This is a genomic window from Ferroplasma acidarmanus Fer1 (genome assembly GCF_000152265.2).
GTDB lineage: Archaea > Thermoplasmatota > Thermoplasmata > Thermoplasmatales > Thermoplasmataceae > Ferroplasma > Ferroplasma acidiphilum.
This window is the reverse complement of the sequence record NC_021592.1, coordinates 1340692-1361531: the sequence shown is the minus strand read 5'-3', so window position 1 is coordinate 1361531 and position 20840 is coordinate 1340692. Positions and strand designations below refer to the sequence as shown.

Annotated in this window: 24 protein-coding genes and 1 tRNA gene; 10 read left to right on the top strand and 15 right to left on the bottom strand. The window is 37.1% G+C overall.

All coding sequences use genetic code 11. The annotated features are described in order from the left end of the window. Positions 1-251: 251 nt before the first annotated feature. The 5 genes from FACI_RS06945 to FACI_RS06920 all read right to left on the bottom strand — a co-directional run bounded on the left by FACI_RS06945 (position 252) and on the right by FACI_RS06920 (position 7102). A complete protein-coding gene (locus FACI_RS06945; RefSeq protein WP_009887424.1) occupies positions 252-2780 on the bottom strand; it encodes a DEAD/DEAH box helicase family protein in 2529 nt (842 codons plus the stop codon). Beyond that, entirely contained in the window at positions 2777-4636 is a 1860-nt protein-coding gene (locus FACI_RS10020; RefSeq protein WP_009887423.1) for a site-specific DNA-methyltransferase, read from the bottom strand. The genes FACI_RS06945 and FACI_RS10020 overlap by 4 nt, the downstream gene beginning before the upstream one ends. A 399-nt stretch (positions 4637-5035) precedes the next feature. Beyond that, the gene (locus FACI_RS06930) at positions 5036-6343 is read right to left on the bottom strand and encodes a site-specific integrase (RefSeq protein WP_009887422.1); all 1308 of its coding nucleotides are present in this window, start codon (positions 6341-6343) and stop codon (positions 5036-5038) included. Positions 6344-6392: 49 nt separating this feature from the next. Beyond that, positions 6393-6465: transfer RNA gene (locus FACI_RS06925), tRNA-Pro, on the bottom strand. A gap of 31 nt (positions 6466-6496) precedes the next feature. Further along, on the bottom strand, positions 6497-7102 hold the full coding sequence (locus FACI_RS06920; protein ID WP_019841662.1) for an FMN-binding negative transcriptional regulator: 606 nt from the start codon (positions 7100-7102) through the stop codon (positions 6497-6499). A gap of 133 nt (positions 7103-7235) precedes the next feature. On the opposite strand from FACI_RS06920, the gene FACI_RS06915 reads away from it, so the two are divergent. From FACI_RS06915 to ftsY, 3 genes are read left to right on the top strand one after another with little or no spacing between them, the layout of a single operon-like run. After that, positions 7236-8474, top strand: a complete 1239-nt coding sequence (locus FACI_RS06915) for a phosphoglycerate kinase (RefSeq protein ID WP_019841661.1) — start codon at positions 7236-7238, stop codon at positions 8472-8474. Beyond that, a complete protein-coding gene (gene pfdA, locus FACI_RS06910; RefSeq protein ID WP_009887419.1) occupies positions 8475-8876 on the top strand; it encodes a prefoldin subunit alpha in 402 nt (133 codons plus the stop codon). After that, positions 8876-9811, top strand: coding sequence for a signal recognition particle-docking protein FtsY (ftsY, locus tag FACI_RS06905; protein ID WP_009887418.1), 936 nt, complete (start codon positions 8876-8878; stop codon positions 9809-9811). The genes pfdA and ftsY overlap by 1 nt, the downstream gene beginning before the upstream one ends. On the opposite strand, the gene FACI_RS06900 is transcribed toward ftsY, so the two are convergent. Next, positions 9803-10477, bottom strand: a complete 675-nt coding sequence (locus FACI_RS06900) for a helix-turn-helix domain-containing protein (protein WP_009887417.1) — start codon at positions 10475-10477, stop codon at positions 9803-9805. The genes ftsY and FACI_RS06900 overlap by 9 nt on opposite strands. A gap of 67 nt (positions 10478-10544) precedes the next feature. Beyond that, positions 10545-11021, bottom strand: coding sequence for a hypothetical protein (locus tag FACI_RS06895; protein ID WP_148285739.1), 477 nt, complete (start codon positions 11019-11021; stop codon positions 10545-10547). Between the two features lie 109 nt (positions 11022-11130). Between FACI_RS06895 and FACI_RS06890 the strand changes: the two genes are divergently transcribed. Further along, positions 11131-12066: a pyridoxal phosphate-dependent aminotransferase gene (locus FACI_RS06890; protein ID WP_009887415.1), complete on the top strand. Its 936-nt coding sequence runs from the start codon at positions 11131-11133 to the stop codon at positions 12064-12066. Positions 12067-12072: 6 nt separating this feature from the next. On the opposite strand, the gene FACI_RS06885 is transcribed toward FACI_RS06890, so the two are convergent. From FACI_RS06885 to FACI_RS06875, 4 genes are read right to left on the bottom strand one after another with little or no spacing between them, the layout of a single operon-like run. Then, positions 12073-12525 carry a YbhB/YbcL family Raf kinase inhibitor-like protein gene (locus FACI_RS06885; RefSeq protein ID WP_019841659.1) on the bottom strand — a complete coding sequence of 151 codons (453 nt, stop codon included), beginning with the start codon at positions 12523-12525 and terminating at the stop codon, positions 12073-12075. A gap of 38 nt (positions 12526-12563) precedes the next feature. Further along, the gene (locus tag FACI_RS06880) at positions 12564-14594 is read right to left on the bottom strand and encodes a heavy metal translocating P-type ATPase (protein ID WP_009887413.1); all 2031 of its coding nucleotides are present in this window, start codon (positions 14592-14594) and stop codon (positions 12564-12566) included. Positions 14595-14598: 4 nt separating this feature from the next. Then, complete coding sequence (locus FACI_RS10015; protein WP_009887412.1) at positions 14599-14733, bottom strand: YHS domain-containing protein; 135 nt, start codon at positions 14731-14733, stop codon at positions 14599-14601. A 60-nt stretch (positions 14734-14793) separates the two neighbouring features. Then, on the bottom strand, positions 14794-15288 hold the full coding sequence (locus FACI_RS06875; RefSeq protein ID WP_009887411.1) for a TRASH domain-containing protein: 495 nt from the start codon (positions 15286-15288) through the stop codon (positions 14794-14796). A gap of 118 nt (positions 15289-15406) precedes the next feature. Here FACI_RS06875 and FACI_RS06870 point away from each other — a divergent pair, with 118 nt between their 5' ends. Beyond that, positions 15407-15730 carry a hypothetical protein gene (locus tag FACI_RS06870; protein ID WP_009887410.1) on the top strand — a complete coding sequence of 108 codons (324 nt, stop codon included), beginning with the start codon at positions 15407-15409 and terminating at the stop codon, positions 15728-15730. Here FACI_RS06870 and tatC read toward each other — a convergent pair. After that, on the bottom strand, positions 15710-16534 hold the full coding sequence (gene tatC / locus FACI_RS06865; RefSeq protein ID WP_009887409.1) for a twin-arginine translocase subunit TatC: 825 nt from the start codon (positions 16532-16534) through the stop codon (positions 15710-15712). The two genes, FACI_RS06870 and tatC, sit on opposite strands and share 21 nt — an antisense overlap. A gap of 1 nt (position 16535) precedes the next feature. Beyond that, the gene (locus FACI_RS06860; protein WP_009887408.1) at positions 16536-16874 is read right to left on the bottom strand and encodes a Sec-independent protein translocase subunit TatA/TatB; all 339 of its coding nucleotides are present in this window, start codon (positions 16872-16874) and stop codon (positions 16536-16538) included. Positions 16875-16982: 108 nt separating this feature from the next. On the opposite strand from FACI_RS06860, the gene FACI_RS06855 reads away from it, so the two are divergent. The 5 genes from FACI_RS06855 to FACI_RS06840 are packed head-to-tail and all read left to right on the top strand — an operon-like array spanning position 16983 to position 19062. Next, a complete protein-coding gene (locus FACI_RS06855) occupies positions 16983-17381 on the top strand; it encodes a Rieske (2Fe-2S) protein (protein ID WP_009887407.1) in 399 nt (132 codons plus the stop codon). A gap of 12 nt (positions 17382-17393) precedes the next feature. Then, on the top strand, positions 17394-18320 hold the full coding sequence (locus FACI_RS06850) for a cytochrome b N-terminal domain-containing protein (RefSeq protein WP_148285738.1): 927 nt from the start codon (positions 17394-17396) through the stop codon (positions 18318-18320). After that, positions 18307-18501: a hypothetical protein gene (locus tag FACI_RS10140; protein WP_009887405.1), complete on the top strand. Its 195-nt coding sequence runs from the start codon at positions 18307-18309 to the stop codon at positions 18499-18501. Before FACI_RS06850 ends, FACI_RS10140 begins: the two co-directional genes overlap by 14 nt. Before the next feature lies 1 nt (position 18502). Next, entirely contained in the window at positions 18503-18841 is a 339-nt protein-coding gene (locus tag FACI_RS06845) for a hypothetical protein (RefSeq protein WP_009887404.1), read from the top strand. Further along, positions 18838-19062, top strand: coding sequence for a hypothetical protein (locus FACI_RS06840; RefSeq protein ID WP_009887403.1), 225 nt, complete (start codon positions 18838-18840; stop codon positions 19060-19062). Before FACI_RS06845 ends, FACI_RS06840 begins: the two co-directional genes overlap by 4 nt. Here the strand turns inward: FACI_RS06840 and FACI_RS06835 are convergent, their stop codons facing one another. Both FACI_RS06835 and proC read right to left on the bottom strand, forming a co-directional pair. Further along, entirely contained in the window at positions 19063-20004 is a 942-nt protein-coding gene (locus FACI_RS06835) for a CoA transferase (protein WP_009887402.1), read from the bottom strand. It abuts the gene before it with no gap. Positions 20005-20048: 44 nt separating this feature from the next. Continuing rightward, entirely contained in the window at positions 20049-20834 is a 786-nt protein-coding gene (proC, locus tag FACI_RS06830; RefSeq protein WP_009887401.1) for a pyrroline-5-carboxylate reductase, read from the bottom strand. Between the last annotated feature and the right edge of the window lie 6 nt (positions 20835-20840).

Here is a 20840-nt window from a genome sequence, read left to right as displayed (position 1 = left end):
GAACGTATAAAGAGTAGATGAAAAGTGGTATGTAAAGAATTATGTCAAATACAAGAAACACTATGTCAGAATGTATGAATTCGTAATTTCTTTAACTATAAAAATCAAGAAAAGGAATAATATAAACAAAGTTGCAAATGACGGCCTTTTTCTCACGTTGGTGAAAATCAAGGTCAATAAAGCAAAGTATCAAAATTAGCCATAACCTGAAAGTAATAATAGGTTTTATAGCGAATGTGCATATTTTCTCATTAACCAACTAAAGCTTTAATCAAATCTTTCAAATTATCGAAATGGTACTTGTTAAAGTCTTCTTCATTAATTCTTACATATTTCCAGGATTTGCCCGTAATATTGGAAGCATCTCTACACCATGCAACTATTCTCTTATCTTTGAATTTGACATCCACATCTTCCCTTCCTTTTGTTTCTAGCACAAAATTTGTATCTTTGGTGATAGCTATAAAGTCTGGATTGTAAACTCTAAGATCGCCAGCTGAATCTCTGTATTCAACAAAAAAATGTATTTGTCGAACAATTTTACAGAAAGAAATTACATCATTGGCAGAGTGTAAAAATTTTGAAAAATTCACCTCTAAATCATTATCGCATGTAACATAGTTAAAAATACACTTAGATGAAGAATACACCTGCTTTGTCCAAGTAAATGGTTGTGTGCTGGATATCTTTATGTAATCATAAATATTAGGCTCTCTTTCAGTAAATGATAAGTCTTTCAAGCTGCTTACAAACAAATCTACAAGTTTTTGCTGTATTTCGGGAGTGCTTAATTGATATAATACACGGGGATCGTTTAAATCGACTTGCTGGTCAAAGAGTTTTGTCTCAACATATGATTTTATAAATGGATAGAAGTCTGAGAACATATTTGGTAGTTTAAGTTGTTTCAGTATTATATCAGTATAGTAAGCAATAACGCTCTTAGTATCTTTAGGGACTGGAAGGTCCCACACTCTTTCTACCGCCACTACATTTGTAATCATATCATAAGCTTTGTATGTTGTCTTAAGTACCTTGTTTTCTAGGGGTAGTGATAGTGCCTTAATTTTGTCAATAACGGCTTCATCAATTTGAAATTCCCTTATTATAATTCTGTTAGTCAAGACGGGTATTTCTATATCTTGGGATATTTTGTCCATGTCAACATAAATTGTAGTTATGTTTAGCGGAGTATCAACGTTAACCTTTCCAAAGTTGATGTTTTCCTCTTTTTCAAGTTCCTCTATTATCTGCATCAATCCGGGTGGGCCAATAACCTCTAGAACGTCAAGTGATTGGTTTACATCCGCATTCTGATCCGGAAACATCTTTCTGAGTCCTCTTCCAATAACCTGTTCAGGAAGTACATTCCGTTCGGAAGTATAGGATCTCAATCCTACAATAACGTTGACGTTCCTGACGTCCCATCCTTCATTTAACATCATAGTGCTAACAATCACTTCGAATGGATTTGCATTACTATCTATATTCTGAGCAGATTTTCTTGCATTTTCTATATCCGATTTAACAACCTCTCCTGTACTGTCTGTATGTATAAGGAGAATTTTATCCTTTAAACCGGGAAGCGAACTAAGGTAACCCTTTAACTCATCCGCTTCTTTATTGCTTGGGCATTGGAAAAATATTATGGGCTTCTTTGATAACTTAGATAAAGCATTCTTATACTCCTGCCATCTTCTTATTCCCGCTTCTATCCAGGCTTTGTATCTCTCTACTATATTTTCCGATGAGATTTCTGTTGCATTATCAACAATACCCTTTAGCGGTCTTTTAACGATATTCATATCTATGGCTTCTTTTAGTGTAAAATCAACAATTAACCATGGGAAAAGGGCACCATTTTCTGATTTTGGTGTGGCGGAAAAGTCTAATTCAGTTATTATTCCTTTTCCAAAGGTGGATTCTAAATGCCTATGGAGTTCAACTAAAATGTTCTTCCACTTTTTTTCATAGTTGTATATGTGATGTGCTTCATCCTTAAGTATCATTATATTCGGTATTTTTTCAAGGACTTCTAGTATTCTGTTTTCCTGCGATATATTTGTACGGTCAACTTCTTTCAGGTCTAATACATCGTCCACAAATTTCTCAGATTCTTTTTTTCTATTAGATTTTTCTTGAAGTTGCTGTATATTAGTCAGGAACAACACAGAATCAGGTACTGTGTAGAATGGGTCCTCCTTAAGTATAACTTTAAGATTGAAAGAATCATACAATTCAGGTGGAATTAAGGGGATTGCTGTGAATATTTTACCATCCTGATAATCTCTTTTCAGCCTATCATATATTATATTTTTTTCACCTGCTATAATAAGAAATTTAGAAGTGTAATTATTTCTGTCTTCTAACTGATAATTTAAATACTGCCATATTATTGTTAAAGCCATAACATAGGTTTTACCGGAGCCAGTAGCCATTTTAAAGCCATACAAGGGATACAGGTCTGTCTCAGGATCATAAAATCTTATGGGACCATCTCCAAATTCTCTAGCTAAATCTATGAAAGATTTCTTTTTCATAACTTCATAGATGTAGATTAAGGTCTCAATAGATTCCCTTTGCGCATACCAGAATTCAAATTTTTCGTTGTTGATAATATGATCTTCGTTGAACCAATAGTTTAGAAGCCTCTTAGTAGTATTTGTTGTGCCTGGATAACCCGTGGTTCTCCACTGGTGAATAGCCAGTCTTAATTTGTTAACCAAATAACACTTACTTTTATCCCTATCTTCAGGTATTAAAATATCTGCTGGATTCATATCTCCACCTTCAGCACCTTATTGGTATCGTTTCCAAAAACATCAACAACTTTTACCATTATTGTATATTCTCCATTATTTTCGTAATTATGTTTGGCTTCGTACTCTACTTTTAAATCTTTTTTAGTTCTATAGCTCTGCCATTGATTATGAAAAGTATCGCTTTTATAATCCCAATCGATAGCCCAATAATCAATTAACTGCCTTGAGTCCTTTATCGTTTCAATTATATCAGAAATGTCAGGCGTTTCTGAAATTTGAAAATCCTCAATTTTCAAAATTATTTCTTTCCCCTTTATTTTCTTAGAGACCTCGAGATATGCAAGCGGGTTAAATTTAACTGTTGGAATCAGATTTTTCTCTATCACTTGGTCTGGAATTTTTAACAATTTTAAATCTATTTTTGTATCTGCAAGTGCAGACTTTAGCTCATTTACGTTTGGTATTTGAATTAGGTTAAGTTCCACACCATCTCCTTCTGCAACCTTTTTTGCAAGTTCATTTACTTCGTAATTCCACTCCCATCCAAGAACATCTGCCTTGTTAAATCCACTGGAGATGCATTCAGATACAAAATTTCCAATCTCATCCATGGAAACGGGTGCGTTGATTGGACCTATGTGCACTGCTCTGTTACCAATTGATGCATGTATATATTTGTACCCATTTTCCCGTTTGGATTTATATAATTTAATCATAAATTCGATGTAGTCTGTTGGGTTTTCCTTCCAATACGCCATTTCGTAATTTCCTATATTATGTATTTCAAATGGTCTTGCAGGTTTTCCATATTTATTAACTTCTTCATTAGTTAAATTCTTGGAGTTATGGATATCTAGCAATCTCTTCCTACTAACTTGAATTGCATATTTGGACAAATCAGAACCGATCCATCTTCTACCTAATTTCTCTGCCACGGCCAATGTTGTACCGGAACCGCAGAAGAAGTCGGCAACAATGTCTCCTTTATTGCTTGATGCCTTTATTACGCGCTCAAGCAGTGCTTCAGGTTTCTGAGTGGGGTATCCTATAAATTGGCTTGATACGTTTAGCACGGCAGGGATATCCCACACATCATCAGGATGTGCCATGACGTATATTTTTCCATTCTCATCTGTTTGGTATCCCTCTGTGGAGTTAAAAAAGGGTTTTTCATAATATCGCTTCTCCTTAATTAGGTTAAATGTGAAGTCGGAATCCTTATTCTTTACATAAAACAGTATGGTATCATGTTTTCTTCCCCAATTTAGCTTGCTTACACCACCAGTATGATAATGCCATACTATATCAGCCATAAAGTTGATACCAAAAATTTCGTCACATATAATTTTTACATAATGGCTCACACGCCAATCCAAATGAATGTAAATCGAGCCATTATCGGCTAATAGATCTCTCATTATTGATAATCTCTCATACATATACTTAAGATATGAAGATATACCACCACTCCAAGTATCTCTATAGGCTCTCTGCTCTATTACTGATGGTTCCTTCTCTACTTCTGTATCGTCATTAACCTGTGTGGTATATGAAAAGTCGGCTCCGGTATAAAATGGAGGGTCAATGTATATTAGATTTATTTTCCCTGCCCAACCCTGTTTTAAAAGCGATGACATTACCAGTTTGTTATCGCCCCAAATAAGCTTATTCTTCCAATCAATTGGATATCTATCTGGCCATTTATCTTCCGGGAAAAGGGAATTGTTTAAACCGCCTTTGGGACGAGGCTTATTAACGGTCTCTATGACCTGAAACGGTAAGTTGGGATAATCAATAGGTAACCTATTACTTAAATTCATTTTTTTATATTTATCGTACCAAAGGAGTTCCACATATTTTTCATCTTTTTCCATAATAAAGCCTCTTTTTTTAATTTTCTATTTACAATATCAACATCAGATAATAATGTTTGTGCTTCTATCTATGCCGGATATTGAGTGTCTGTGTTGTATGTAGTATTTTTACTAATAATGAACATAATAAACTTCAAAATAATTAATCAAAAATTCCGGTTTTAAAAATGAAGCAAATGAGGGCAAATTTAAAAGAAAGTATGCTTACAGTAGAATAACCATTAACATACTTTAGAAGCGAATTAGGGGTATTTTAACCTATTTTTTAATCGCAAGATAAGAGGGTGTAAAAACAATTCTAAACTGAAAATAAATTAACCGTTATCTCAATGATTTTACAGTGTAAGAGGCATGGGTGGTGTAATTCTACCCTTAATATGATTTTACCTGTCCACATGCCTATTGGGGGAGCTTCACTATAGCCTTGCTTCCCGGAAAGTCCCTCACATATTCCCATCCCCGTTCAATGTATGTTTCCACGTCCTTGAAAGGTATCACTTTTTGAGAATTCCCATTGTTCAGGATGTCAGCCTTCTTGGTTTTGAATATTTCCCCAAGCCTTTTCTGATATTCAGCACTGTCAAGATTCCGGAGCTCCTCTTTCTGGTCTTCATCCAGGGTAACGCCTAATGCACCGGTAAGTGTATCGATGGCAGCATCCCTTAGTATTTTTTGATAGTCCTCTTCTTTTATGCCCTTCTCCTCAGTCTCAAAGAACTTGGAACACTTCAGGTATGCGGATCTCATTTCTTCAATCATATCCGGCGGAAGCCTCTTATTGGTAGAATAACGGGCCTCAATATCACCGGTATGACCCATTAGAAACATTCTCCAGGGATGGGAAATAATTCCCTTATTTTCAGCATTATCGAGAGCGGTGGCAAAATAAGCCCTCAAAACGTAAGGTCTCCATGAAAAACCGGATTCGGTGATAGCTTTTCTGATATCCCTTGTTGCGAGTAGCGTTCTTATGTATTCATGGCTAATACGTCCCTGTGAGTCTAATTTGAATAGAGGAGTGTCTGCTTTCAGGTTATCTCCTTCCCTTATCCTTACTTCAAGGTATTCTTTCAGGTATTTCGTTCCTTCTTGCCCCAGAAATGAAAAATAGGTATGCCTTGCCTTGCTCAGTGTGTATCTCACATTAACCATAGTGGGAATTTTTTCAAATTCCACTTTGCCATTTTCTATCTTCATTTCCGGGAAGTCTGATAGTTTCAAACCATCTTTGCCTTCTGCATTTCCAAGGGTTTCGGGCCTCAAACCACTGAATGCTAACAATGAAATTGCCACTTTTGCCCTTCCTGAACCTTTCCTCAGCATTTTTGCAAGTTCAGACTTTTCCGGTATCCTCTCCCCTTCCACTCTCGGAGATCTGTTCTCATAGGCAATGTTGACATTAAGCTTGAAGTCCAGTCCGTTGAATCCTAACCAAGAACGTAAAACCTTTTTGTATCGGGAAATATATGAACCTGCCTTTCCTTCACTTTCCATTTTCCTGACAAAATCCATAAAGTCATTTCTCAATTTCCCGGACTTCGCATCCTGAATAATAGTATCTGGAGTAGCCCCTGTAAGCTCACAATAATAGCCAAGCCCTCTGAGGTAAACAGTTGCCGTAAGATATGATTTAGCATTGAGGTTCCCAAACCACCGGCTTATTTCCTCATTCTCTAACAAATGCTTGTATTTCGCTACGAAAGTCATAAACGAATATACACTAGAAATATATAAGGTATTCGATTATGAACATCTATGGGTCTGTCCGGATTTGGACCGGAGTCTCCAACTCCCGAAGCTGGAAGGATGCCAGGCTACCCCACAAACCCTGATGTCATAATAGATTAACCGTATAAAAAGTTATTTTCCTGCTTCCCTTCTTATATAGCTGGCTATTAAGCGTGCGTCTTCGTCTCCAACTTTGTCCAGATTAATCGCAACGTTCTCCATATCTTCCTGGTGGTTCTGGGTAAGTTTAAATTTAGCAGTTATTTTATTAACCTTAATGGTAAATGCAACAATTTGCTTAACCATTTTCGCATAATACTCCTTTTTATCGTATCCTTTATTTGCCCATTCTGGATCATAAGATTTAGAGAGATCAACCAGGAAATTTTTAGTTTCTATATCATCCATAGTTTCCAGCATGCCATCAAAACGTACTGTCATATAATCCCATGTTGGAACTGAATCTTTTTCTTTATACCATTCTGGCGATATATAATGGTGTGGCCCTGTAAAAAGAACTGCAACCTTATTGTTTTTTGAATGATACCATTGCATGTTTGCACGGGCCATATGCCCCTTCAATACTATATTATTGCCTGAAGCATCAAGCATCAGAGGGATTTGAGTATTATATATCTCTCCATTGTATATGCTTAGAACTATGCCAAAGCCATAATTTTTAACAAAATCTACAATTTTTTCCATATCATCAATTTTGAATTCACGGGGAACATACATATAATAATATATACAGGCATTATTAAAATATTCGCACATAGAATAATATGTTGCCCTGAATTTAAAACCGGCATACCATATCTTTCAATGGTGGATTAAAAAATAATCATATACAACTTACATATTATGAACTATGGATAGGTCCCCGTTTTACACTATGGACGATTTTGATTTCAATGGCAAGAGAGTGTATCTTAGAATAGATATAAATTCCCCAATTAACCCTATAACCGGAGAAGTAGTGGATGATACAAGATTCATTCATTATTTGAGGACAATTAACGAACTTAAAAACTCAAAGGTTGTTATTATTGCCCACCAGGGAAGGCCGGGCGACAGTGATTTTGTAAGTTTGCGGCAACATGCAGGGCATCTTGGCAGGCTGTTAGGCAGAGATGTTTTATTCGTTGATTCATTGATAGGGTCTGCAGTGGAAACAGCTATAAGGAACATGAAAAATGGAGATATTATCATGCTGGAGAACTCCAGATTCTATAGCGAAGAAATACTTATAAAAGATGATGGGGCTGCCCAGAAAAACACATTTATTGTCAGGAATTTATCAAAATTATTTGATTACTTTATAATCGATGCTTTTCCTGCGATACACAGGGACCAGACAACACTTACCGGATTCAAGGATATAAAACCCAATATAGCTGGCAGGCTTATGGAAACTGAAATTAATAGCATAGACAGGTTCATGAATTCTAAATCACATCCGAAACTGGCTATAATGGGTGGAGCCAAAATAAGGGATGCTATAAAGGTAACAGGCCCATTCCTGGAGAAAGGGATAGTGGACAATATAATTTTTGGTGGTGTGGCAGCAAACATATTCCTGTGGGCTTCCGGGATAGACATAGGGAAAAGGAACATGGAATTCATCGAAAAACAGGATAAAAATTATAAGAAATTGCTGGAGGAATGCAAATCGTTGTTATCCCGATTCTCCGATCGCATATACCTCCCTGAAGATTTCATGCTTAATCCCTTACAGACAGAAATAAAAACAGGTGAGAAGGTTCCAGATGGGCAGTTGCTGGCGGATATTGGATTTGAGTCCATTAAAACTTTTAGCAGTATTATAGAAAAAGCAAAAAATATATTTCTCAATGGCCCGATGGGAATGTATGAAATAAATGAATACTCACTTGGAACCAGGGAAATATTTAATGCAGTTTCCCAGAGCCCTGCATCAAAAATAGTCGGGGGAGGGCACACAATAAATGCAATTAATGAATTCGGGCTTTCAGATTCCATGGGATATATATCAACCGGGGGTGGCGCCCTGATAAATTATTTATCCGGTGAGCCTATACCTGTAATAGACTCACTTGTTTATAACAGGAAAAAATTTGGAGGTAATTAAATGGCAGGAGAAAATGAACTGGTAGAACAGATTGAATATTTAAAAAACTTACTGGAAACTATAGATTCAAGAATGAATTTATTATTGAAGACACTTGAAGAATCGAATGATACACTTGCTTTGTTAAAGGATACAGATTATGAGAAATCAAAGGATGTAAAAATATCCATCGGATCCGGCCTATTTTCCAAGGCTGCACTGGATACATCAAAAATTATTGTGCCGGTAGGCTCCGGTGTTTTTATAGAGGAGGAAAAAGAAAAAACTATAAAAAGGATGGAAGAAAATATACAGAGCCTGCAGGATACATACAACAACCTGTTAAAGCAGAAACAGTCAGCTCAGAATAATTACGATGCCCTCATGTATTCTGTCCAGAGGGCCCAGGAAGGAAACAGGTAATGTTCGACAAATTAAAAAAGAAATTTTCCGATATATTTTCCGGAAATAAGGAAAATGGGCCAAAAGATTCGTTAACAGCAACCCGGGATTCTGTAGCTCCACAGAAAGAAAAAACAATAAGGCGGGATGAACTTGAAAGCACCATAGAGGAAACTCTCCTTGAGGCAGATGTAAGCTATGATGCCACAGAAGAAATTATTGAAAAATTAAAGGCGAATCTGGGCAAATTAAAGAGAAAAATCGATTATCCTGCAGTTGAAGAAGAATTAAAGAGTGTGGTTCGTGATGTTATCCAGCACAATAATAAGGATGCTGTTAACCTCCTCACCGTTGAGAAAAAACCATTTGTAATACTATTTCTTGGCATAAACGGAACCGGAAAAACAACAACCATAGGGAAACTGGCGTACTATCTTAAGAGCAATAATAAAAGTGTAGTATTATCTGCGTCCGATACTTTCAGGGCTGGAGCTATTGACCAGCTAAACATTCTTGCTGGCAATGTTGGGGTGGAAATCATTAAACATGATTTCAGGAGCGATCCTGCGTCCGTTGCATTTGACGCCATAGAACATGCTAAAGCAAGAAAAATGGACTATGTTTTAATAGATTCAGCAGGAAGGATGCAGACAAACAAAAATCTCCTGGATGAAATGAAAAAAATTAAGCGTGTTGCAAAACCGGACATGACAATCCTCGTACTGGATGCCATGATAGGCCAGGATGTAATAAACCAGGCCCTGACATTTTCAAGTGAAATAAACTATGACAGTGTGATAGTAACAAAGCTTGACACGGATGCAAAAGGCGGATCAATAATAAGTATTTCAGCTGGAATCAAGAAACCTATTCTCTTTGTAGGGATAGGGCAGGAAATGGATGATATTATCCCATTTGATGTGGAATGGTATCTGAAAAAGATATTTTCATCTTAAGCTGTTCATAACAGCTGATATGGATTTATGGTCCATATCTGTCTTTATCAGTGGTATATTTTCAATTTCAGAAAGTTTTATTGCAAGTTCATCCACATTGTCGGGCTTTACATAAACCACAGCTGCAGGCTTCAATGGATGTGCCCTTATTGCTATCATCGGGCTCCTTCCAATTGAAACGTCTGTAATGAATATTATCCTCTGGCTGGACCATCCATAAAGCTTTGTATATTCTGCGTAGGAAAATTTCAGTACTGCCTTAATTCCATCTATCATGGTATAACCACGTATGTTGCGTTTCAAATTTGCAGTTGAACAGGGTGTCCCGTGGATTTTTGTTAAAATATACCGCAATTCTATGTCATGGTCATAATCCTTTATGTCGAGCAGTGCATCCGAAGGTATCCCACTGTTATACCTGCGAACAAGATGCCCTCCCCGGGACTCGTCTATTTTTACCAGCGCATCAACAATTTTTTTTATAGAATTTGCACCGGGAGATTTTCTTCTTCCCGATTCATAATCGCTTATTACTGATGGTGAAACATCCATAAACTTTGACAATTCCATCTGTGATATGCCAAACTCTTCCCGCCATTTTTTAATTGTTACACCGGGTATATCGGATATTGTTATTTCCCCTGCTATCTTTTCGCTTATATCCATGCGACACCATAGCAATATTAAATAAAAATATATCTATTCGATTATAATAGAAGTAGACTTCACAAATTTATGATGATTTCCTTTGCCTTGGTATAAAATACCCAAGAAAAATTCCCCATACGGCGCCGTAAAATATGTGCATTGAATAATAAAAAGCTGTGGATGGGAGATAATATTTTTCGTATACGTAAAGATGCAGCAATAATATATTTACCGGGAGGCTAAATACCAGCAGAACTAGGAATCCTGCCAGAATTCCTATAAAAAGCCCTGATTTAACTGTTTTTATTCTCAAAGCAATCACATAATAAGAGATTAACGCGGCCACCATGCCTACAACTGTACCCACCACGAAATGCAGCAACATTCCGTATAAAGTTCCATAAAATCCGGATATGTGCAGAAGCCGGGAACCTATTGCCGTGAACTGGTATCCAGGAGGAAGCGATGCAGCTATATCAAATAGGTAGAACATGATAGCTTCGAATATTGCGGAAATAAAGCCTGCAACCGGGCCATAATAAAGATATTTACCGGATTCCATGCATATATAATTGCCAATAAATACATAAATCATTGTGGTTCTCTTTTATTCGCATAAAATATGGAAAATAAAACATCAAATTTATATAATAACCTGATAATATACGGCTATGAATTGCGAAACAATAGACTGGCTCAACAAACACAGCGGAAAATACGAACTTAGCCATAGTGGCATGTCAGGGGTTTTTGATTTAAAGGAGTATTTTAATAAATCTACGCCGGGGCATGAAACAGACCTTAAAGAGCAGATAGGCGATCTTCATGGCGTGGATGCAAAGAACGTTGTTTTAACACATGGCGCCACAGAAGCTTTTTCAATGGTACTTTACCACCTGCGTGCGAAATATAACACATTCATTGTAAATAAGCCAGAATATGAGATGATATACAAAACACCTGAAATATTTGGTTATAAAAAAGGAAATGAATTGTTTGTTGCAAGCAATCCCAATAACCCTACAGGAACCTTGATTAAATTCCCTGATACATATTCTTCATGCTTAATAGATGAAACATTTATGGAATTTGTTGAAAAACTTGATAAATACAGGTATAGCAATGGATATATAGTCAACACATTTACAAAGGTATATGGCGGTGGAGACCTGAGGCTTGGATATATTATAGCGCCGGACAAGGATGAAGCTGCGAAACTTGAAGGCTTCAAAGGGCTCATTACTGAAGATGTGTCCTGGATAAACGTTTCTGCTGGATATGAAATCCTGAAAAAACACGATGAGCTGCTTGCAAATGTGAAGGAAATTATAAACAGCAACCATAAAGTCCTGACCCGTGAAAAGGGAAAACTGAAATTTTATGGTGGCAAAGACCCGCTTGCAATGCCCGTATCCTTTGTTGATTATTCAGAGTATATTGCAGAGGGATCAGAAAGTATAAGCGAAAAGCTTGCAAAGAAAGGGATTATAGCACTTCCTGCAAAGTATTTTGGAATTTCAGGGCCATATTTAAGAGTCTGTATTACCGGAAAAGATTTCCCTGAGGCATATAGAGCCCTTTTGAATGCACTGGAAGGTATGGAATAATAAAAATTATTCCCTGCTGAAAAGAGCGTAAAATTCGGCTTCCGGGCTCAATTTATCCAGAATTTCATATGCGTGTTCTGCATCAATTTTCTTTCTGCTTACTGCTTCATCGGTCCTGTATATTTTAATGAAATATCTGTGGTCTCCATCGCCTCTTGGAGGGCATGGGCCACCATATCCTAGCTCCCCAAAATCATTCAATCCCTGATAATATCCCTCTTCTGTAATTTCTTTATTCCCGATATTTTCTTCAAGTGTTACTATTCCCGCCGGAATATTGTATATGATCCAGTGCGTGAATAAACCTGAAGGCGCATCCGGGTCATTCATAACTATAAAATAATATCCTGTTTCATTGCGGTCATGTATCTCAATCTTCGGGGAGTGGTTTTTCCCGCTGCAGGTAAATTTGTCAGGAATCCTGCGCCCTTCAGACATCCCTATAACTCTCAATTCCATATACAACAATACATAAAATACTTATAAATTTAACTGAATTACATGGAAGCCATGGCAATTTTCCGCTCCATATGTTTTCTCAATTGCATGGAATTCAGTACTACAGTTGTCGAACTTAATCCCATAGCCAGAGCAGCAAATATGGGCAATACATAATATATTCCTAAACCGAGAAGCGGAGTCAAAATTCCTGCAGCTACAGGTATAAGTGCAGAGTTGTACCCTATTGCCCATCCCACATTTTGTTTAATCTTTTTTATTGTGTATTTTCCTATTATAAGTGTACTGAGTATATTTTTCAAATCGTTGTTGAGTAAAATTATATCCCCGGTTGCAGTTGCAATATCTGATCCTGAAGCCATGGCGACCCCTACATCTGCGGTTTGCATGGCAACTGTGTCATTTATTCCATCACCAACAAACATTACATATTTTCCCGTTTTCTGCTCTTCTTTAACTATTTCGGCCTTTCCTTCGGGCTTTATTGAATAATAATATTTGTCTACATGTAGATATTCGGCTACGTCTCTGGTATTTTCCAGGGAATCCCCTGTCACTATCAATACCCGGATATGATTTTTCTGGAGATTCTTAATATCGTTCTCTATTCCACTGCGAAGCTTGTGTTTCAGATTGATTGAAGCCAGTTCTATCCCATCCATAGTAAGGGATGTATGGTCTCCAGCACGGCTTGCCTCTACATTCTTGCCGTCATATTTGCCATAAACGCCTGAACCTGGAATCTCCCGGAATTCAGAAATATCAAGTTTTTCAGGGTTCATATCTTTTAAGTAGTTGACAATTGCATGTGCTACGGGATGGTTGGAACCTGATTCAATAGAATACAGGAGAGAAACAGCCAGATGCTTATCACCGGTAGTCGTAAACGCTGTAATCTCTGGTTCATTATCTGTAATTGTACCTGTTTTATCAAATATAACAGTATCTATTTTTGATAACCTATCCATTGAGCTTGAATTTTTAATTAATATGCCGTTTCTTGATGATTCATTGGAAGAAATTAAGAGCGTAATAGGTGCTGCGAGACCTATGGCGCATGGGCAGGCTATTACCACAACAGAGACAAATACCAGTACTGCAATTATAGAGTATAATGGATTTGATACAGACCTCAGGTAAAAGTACCAGAATAGTGCTGAGGAAAAAGCTGCAGCCAGGACAATTGGCACGAAATATGATGAAAATATATCAGATATTTTCTGTATCTTTGCCCTACCCATTGATGCCATCTGTATCATTGAATATAGCTTATTTACAGTAGAATTTTTCCCGGTGGCTGTAACTTTGACCGATAACACACCATTGAGGTTTAATGTACCGGAGGTTATAGGTGACCCGGGGGCTTTCAGCACTGATTCGGCTTCCCCGGTGAGCATTGATTCGTCTATCTCTGATGTTCCATCCACCACAGTTCCATCGGCAGGAATGTTTTCACCGGGCTTTATCTGTATAATATCCCCGGGCACAAGGTTTTCCATGGGAATATCTTTTGCAATCCCGTCTTTCAAAATATGTACCCTATCAGGAATCAGCGATAGGAGAGCATTGGCAGAAGAATTTGCACGTTTTTTTGTCAAATCTTCTATGTAGCCTCCGGTCATCAACAACGTTATAATAAAAGCGGATGCGTCAAAATAGGTATATTTTACCGGGAATAATCCAGGTACAAGCGTTATTATTAAAGAAAAGAAAAATGCGGTAAGCGTTCCAAGGCTTATAAGCAGGTCCATATTGCCCATTTTGTTTTTTATTGCAGCATATGCTCCCTTGTAAAAATCGAGCCCCACATAAAACTGCACCGGAAGGACCAGCAAAAGCAACACATAATTTTTCAAAGGAAAACTAAAAAGGTAATTGATAGCCATGATGGCAATTGAAAATGGCCATGCAACCATTAATTTTAATTTCAGGCTTTTGCTTTCAGAATCTGGTTTGTCAAACTTATCTTTGCAACCCTGAGAACAGAAGTAATATCTGGTTCCATCACGATCAGAGTATATTTTTGAATCTTCGGATACATACATTCCGCAAACAGGGTCTACTGCCATAAATTTACCTGATATATTTTAAAGGGTTTGCGTCAAATTCTTTTTTGCAATTATCATTACAGAAATAATATTTCTTTCCATCATACTCGCTCTCTATCTCTTTTTTTCCTTTCATTCCACATACTGGATCTGTTGCCATATTTGTATTATTAATAAGGGGTATTTATATATTCACCGTTCACTATGCATGTATTCATGGCTATATTGTAGCATTATGATTCTGAATGTATTCTGATTTACAGGTTTCACAGCAAAAATACAGTTTATTGTGGTTAGCGTCGAGAATATGCGGTTTTCCACTGATGATGCTATCACAATAATCGCAATACAGGTCAACTTTTTCCATATCATTGTTTAATACCCTTTTATATGCGATATTCAGATTTTTATATTGTAAATTATCGGAAATAGCATCCTTATTCATTACTACGAGATAATTACCATTGGCCATCTTATAATATTCTATTATATCATCATCCAACCCATCAATATTTTCCATTTCTGCTATTATATACAGGCTATTTTCACGTTCCTTGAGTGTAACCGTATACCGTTCAATGTATTCCCTATTAAGCTTAGTTATAATTTTTGAAACCGTATTCCTGTTAAGAAGCAGCCTGTCAGATATTTCAGATATTGGCATTTTTGAATTTTCAAAGAGAAGCTTTAATACTCTCGATTCGTTCCTATTCATATTGCTATGCATAATATCTAATTATTCTGTATATTATAAGCATTTTGCATATATACAAAAGAAAAACTGATATACAATTTATAGTAATGCTTTAATAATAATAGCATATTATCTTCATATGGATATTCAAATAGGAAAGGGAAGTATAGATATTGGGGATAAGGCCGTTAAATTAATAGGGAACAGGGTTTTATCAATATCTATTTTAACCACACAGGGTGCCTGCACTGATGAAATGTGCCCGCTTATAAAAACGGCTGTATGTGAGATAAAAGATAATTTTAGCACAGGCACATTGTATAAAATTCAGAATCCTGTTAAAATAGAAATGCCACAGGAAGTGTATAACTCCATTGACAGGGAGAGGCAACACATAAAACTAAAAATTTCTTTGAAGGGAAAACCAGAAATTAAAGGGTTTTCACTGGTCAGCGCTGTTTGAGTATGCCTGATCTTCTTCAAATTTTTTCTCTGCGTTTATTGCAAAGTGTATTCCAGCAAAATAAAGTGCTATCATAGGTATAGCGATAACAACCATTGTAAAGCCAGTTACGCCAGGTGAAAATATCATGCCGTATACAAGTGAGCCTATAACTGCGTATCTCCAGTTCTTTTTCCAGGTATCCGCTGTAACAATCCCAAATCTGCTCAGGCCAACCATAAAAACTGGAATTTCAAATGAGAGCCCGAATGCAATTGTATACATAAACATAAAGGATACAAAACTGGATATTCCCATTGTAACATCAGCACCTACGCCAATGTCAAAACTGGCAAAAATTTTGAATAGGATCGGCGCTATGAAGTAAATGCCAACAAATGCACCGGCAAAAAACAGAAGTGAAGCTGGCAATATTATTGATCTTAACATTTCTTTTTCGCTGGTTTTCAGTGCGGGATCTATGAATTTAGAAACCTCATATATAATAACAGGCATTGAGATTATCAGTGCAATTGCCATACAGGTGTAAAAATCTGCCATTACTCCATCAACAGGCTTGAGAACCAGAAGAGTCGTATCGCTGGTCAATGTGTGGGCTTTAAGCAGAAAGAGTACCTGGGCACCTATATTGTCATATGGGTCCGGATAAAGGAACATGAATCTATAACCGAAAAGAGATATATATTGAAGCCTGAAAATAACGAAAATACCGAAAAGAATTCCAAAAACTTCCAGTATCTTTATTAATCTTACCCTGATTTCATCCGAATATTTTACCAGGTAATTAAGAAGCTGGTTTTCCATATTAATTTTGCTTTGCTTCTATAGTTGCTTCACTTGATTCTTTAGCAGGCACTCTTCCAAGTTTCTGGTTTATTTCGCCTACAATCTGGTCTATGGTCTTGTCCTTTGTCTCGATATTAAGGTCTTCAGCTATTTTCATATAGTTAATCTGGTCCTTATTTACACTGGATGCTGTATTGCCTCCATTTCTCAACTCATTTTCTATTTCCATCTGACCTCTCTTGAATTCCCCTGTAGCTTTTCCAAGATTTCTGGCCATTTCAGGAATCTTTTTAGTGCCGCCGAAGATAATCAGGGCAACTACTGCTATAATCAATATGTCCATATATGAATCAAACATTATACATCACTGATTCATAATTATAATATTGTTAAAAATACATTGCCTTTTTATTGAATATATTCACAAAATTAAATAAACATTTAGACTAAAAAAATATGCCGTTTTATGGCGAACGATAAAAATTATATTCCAGAGCCAGAAAAGAGAGCATTCCTGAAAGGAGCCGGACTCTCTATTGCTGCTCTTTTAATCGGTGGAATATCTGTTGAAAGGTATGTTGTGCCTAAGGACCGGGGTGTGCCGGTAATGGATAATTTTCCACTGGCTGTTCTCGAGGACCCGAGTGGAAGCAGAATAACTATTAAAGATGTTATTGAATATGCTGCTGCTAGCAAATCAAGCACATCTACTCCGATGCTGGTATTCGATTACCCGCTTCAGGATGAACCAAATTTCCTCCTGGTTCTTAAAGATGTACAAGTAACAACACCGGACAAGAGCATTGTTCCAACTTCAGGGTATTCTCCTATATCACCATCAAACAAGCGCCTATGGATGGAATAATATACATAAGTTATGGTGGTCACAATTATTCAATACGCCATGATAGGTCTTGTATATTTCCATATGATGAGACAGTGGTTCGTAGGTTCTTATAGGGGAAAGTGGAGATGGCTCCAGTGGATACTTGGAGTTGTACTGTTTTTGCTTACAATATTCACAGCAATACTCGGATACATGCTTGCAAATACCGCAATAGCAATGGCTGCTGTTCATATAGGCATATTATTCATGCAGAGGAGCGTACTTGGAAGGATACTTCCAGGTGCATTAATTAACTGGCTGGAAGCTATACTGGTGGGAAATTATACAACTCCTGCGCTATTCTCTCACCTGCTTGCCCTGCATGTGGCGGTATTTTCAACATTAATGCTTGCAATATTTGCGATACATTTCATGCTGTTTGAAAGATCAGGACTGGCAAGCGAGAAACCCAAAAAGGGCGAAATGATACCATGGTTCCCCACTAACTTACTCTACGCTGTATTTTCAGGCATAGTTATGGTTGGTGTAATACTCATAATATCAGCAGCATTTCCGCAGCAGTTGACACTGGCTTATGGGTCTCTTGCTTACGGAACTTTTCCGGTGCCTGACTGGTACATTACTCCCGTTTATAAGTTGATGGATGTAGCAGGTTATGGATTAAGTACTGGAGGTGTGCCATTAATCATAGGTATGCTGGTATTCATACTGTTACTGCCCTTCATTGACAGGTATCATAATAAAGGTGTCCTGGAAAGGCCATGGATTACTGCTTTTGGCATATTCATGCTTATAGGGCTTGCGGTCATGACTGTCTGGGGATATTCACAACCAGGATTAACACAGACAAGGCTGATGACCATGTATCTATGGTGGAGTATAACATTCATATCGTTCATAACAGTATACGCTATGAGATTTGCAAAAAGGGATGGTGAGTTAAGTGAAAACAACTAATATAATTTATTTAATAGGCATAATTCAGCTTGTTGTGGTTGATCCTATAATGTGGTACTTTACCCAGGTTCATCCATTCAGGTATGAGAGCCTATGGGCGATAACGCTTGTTATAAATCTGTTTCTGTTTGCTGCGATAATATTTCTCATGCTACAGAGAACAATAAAAGCGAGGGTTTAAAATGGATAAAAAATCTATATATCTATACTATTATTCCATGATAATTTACCTGTTCGGCAGTGTACCGTTTATTTTATATGCGGTACTGATAAAACCAATCGGTGCCATGTACCATGAACACCCGTTCCAGATGGTTTCACCGGTATTCGGGAACTTTGGCGTTTACGAAGAGGGATTACTGGTTATTACACTTGTGATGGTAATACTGTCAATAATTCTCTATGCCATATCATTGATGCACAATAGGGGGAGGCATGGCAAGATATCGTCGAGAACGATAATAGCTCCAATATTGCTGTATATATTTACTTTCGCTGTAATAGGGGTGGCTGTGATATGATAAGTCAAACATGGGAAAAAATGAAAAAAAGCTCTAGGTATATGATTGTAACAGGAATAGTATTTCTGATAATTTCACTTCCAACTTTCCTGGATTATAATATGTTCCCAACAATCAATTCGAATATAGGCCCACATCAGCTATCTAGCTGGATATCATTTTTCTTTTCTTTCGTAGGATTTGTACTCCTCGTTGTAGGTTTTGGAGAGGAAGATATATAATTATTTTACTATCTTTTTATTTTTCAAATTATCAATTTCATCGTTTTTATAATCATTATTTTTTAAAATTTTATCTGTATTTTCCCCATGCCCGGGTGCATGCTCACTATTCAGCCCTGAAATTATTTCTTCTTTTGCCCTGACAGCCGAGACCGGAAAATTATATTTTCTGCCAAGTTCAAGTATTTCCATGGAATTGTATTGCAGAAAGATATTCTCAATTTCTTTATTAATATTCAGATTTAACCGGGAATTTTCCAGATCCTTTCTCTGTATTGCTTCTGTAAAATTTGCCCAGAATTTCTGTTCCAGGCACCCCAGAGCAACTTTGCCATCAGAAACCTGATAAATTCTGTAACAGGGGAATTTTCCGTTCAGTACGTTGTTTTCTGTAAACAGGTTATATGCATTAAAATATAGTGGAATATCTGACATGTTCACAGTAACTTTTGAATAATCTCTGTTCTTTAAATGATTAATTATCTCCATAGCAGCATAGATACCGGAACCGGCATCGGCGATCTGCACAGGTAGTGTGATATCTATTCCAGAGAATGCCGTAAAATTTATATCGTGGGCAGGCAGCTCTGGATTTTCCCTGTATCCCTTGATGGAGCAGTATACCAGCTGTGGATTAAGCCTGTGCAATGTTAAATAATCTATACCCAACCTTTCAGTCACCCCTTCACTGAAATTCTCAATAAAAACTGAAGCATTTTTAATTAATCTGTAGAATATCTTCTTGCCCTCGCTGGTTTTCAGGTCAACACATATGCTCTTCTTTCCATGGTTAAGGAAATCATTGGCTCCGGGGGAGAGTTCATCCATGTAATCCCCTTTGCCGGTATCCTCAAATTTTATGACATTGTAGCCCCTGTCAGATAAAATTCTTGTTGTTATAGCACCGGGGATTAACCTTGTGGCATCAATCACTGTTTCCATCAAAAAAGTATACCTTTGAAATATATAATATATTCATCAGGGAATTAATCCCTGGAATTTTTGCTTATTTCCTTTGCTCTCCTGTATGAACCTAAAACTGCATTCGCTATTGCTGTCCTGGCATTTGCCTTTTCCATTTCATATATGCCGGCTACTGTGGTGCCTCCTGGAGTCATAACTTCATCCCTCAGATCGGATGCCGAAAACCCTTTCTCTCTCATAAGGGACATAGTATTGATGAAAGTATCAATGACCAGCTCACGTGCCTGGATTTTTGGTATTCCGGCCAGTATTCCTGCATTAATCATTGAATCTGCCATTATAGCAACGAATGCGGGTCCGCTGCCACTTAATCCTGTTACAGCATCCATATATGATTCATCTATATGCACAGCAGAACCAAAGCCTTTCAAAACTTTCTCCAGTACATCCTTATGTTCCTTATCCAGATTTTTGTAACTATATGCTGTGACTGATTTCTGGACAAGCATGGGTATGCTGGGCATTCCACGGGCGACCATTGAATCTTTTAACATCTCCTGCATGTGTGATAATGTAATCCCTGCCATAAAGGATATTACAAGTTTGCCCTTTGCTGCACTTCTTATTTCCTCCATAACGGAATCTGATATTCCGGGTTTGATTGCTAGAAGTATTACATCCCCGTATTTCGCATTTTCAACGTTGTTATCGAAAATCTTGAACTCCCCCTTACTCCATTTTTCCAGCTTTTCAAATGAACCGGAACTGAATGAAACTTCAAAATCATTTTTTATGCCTTCACCTATTGACCTTCCTACTGTACCTGCTCCTATAATAGCTGCTTTCATAATTTA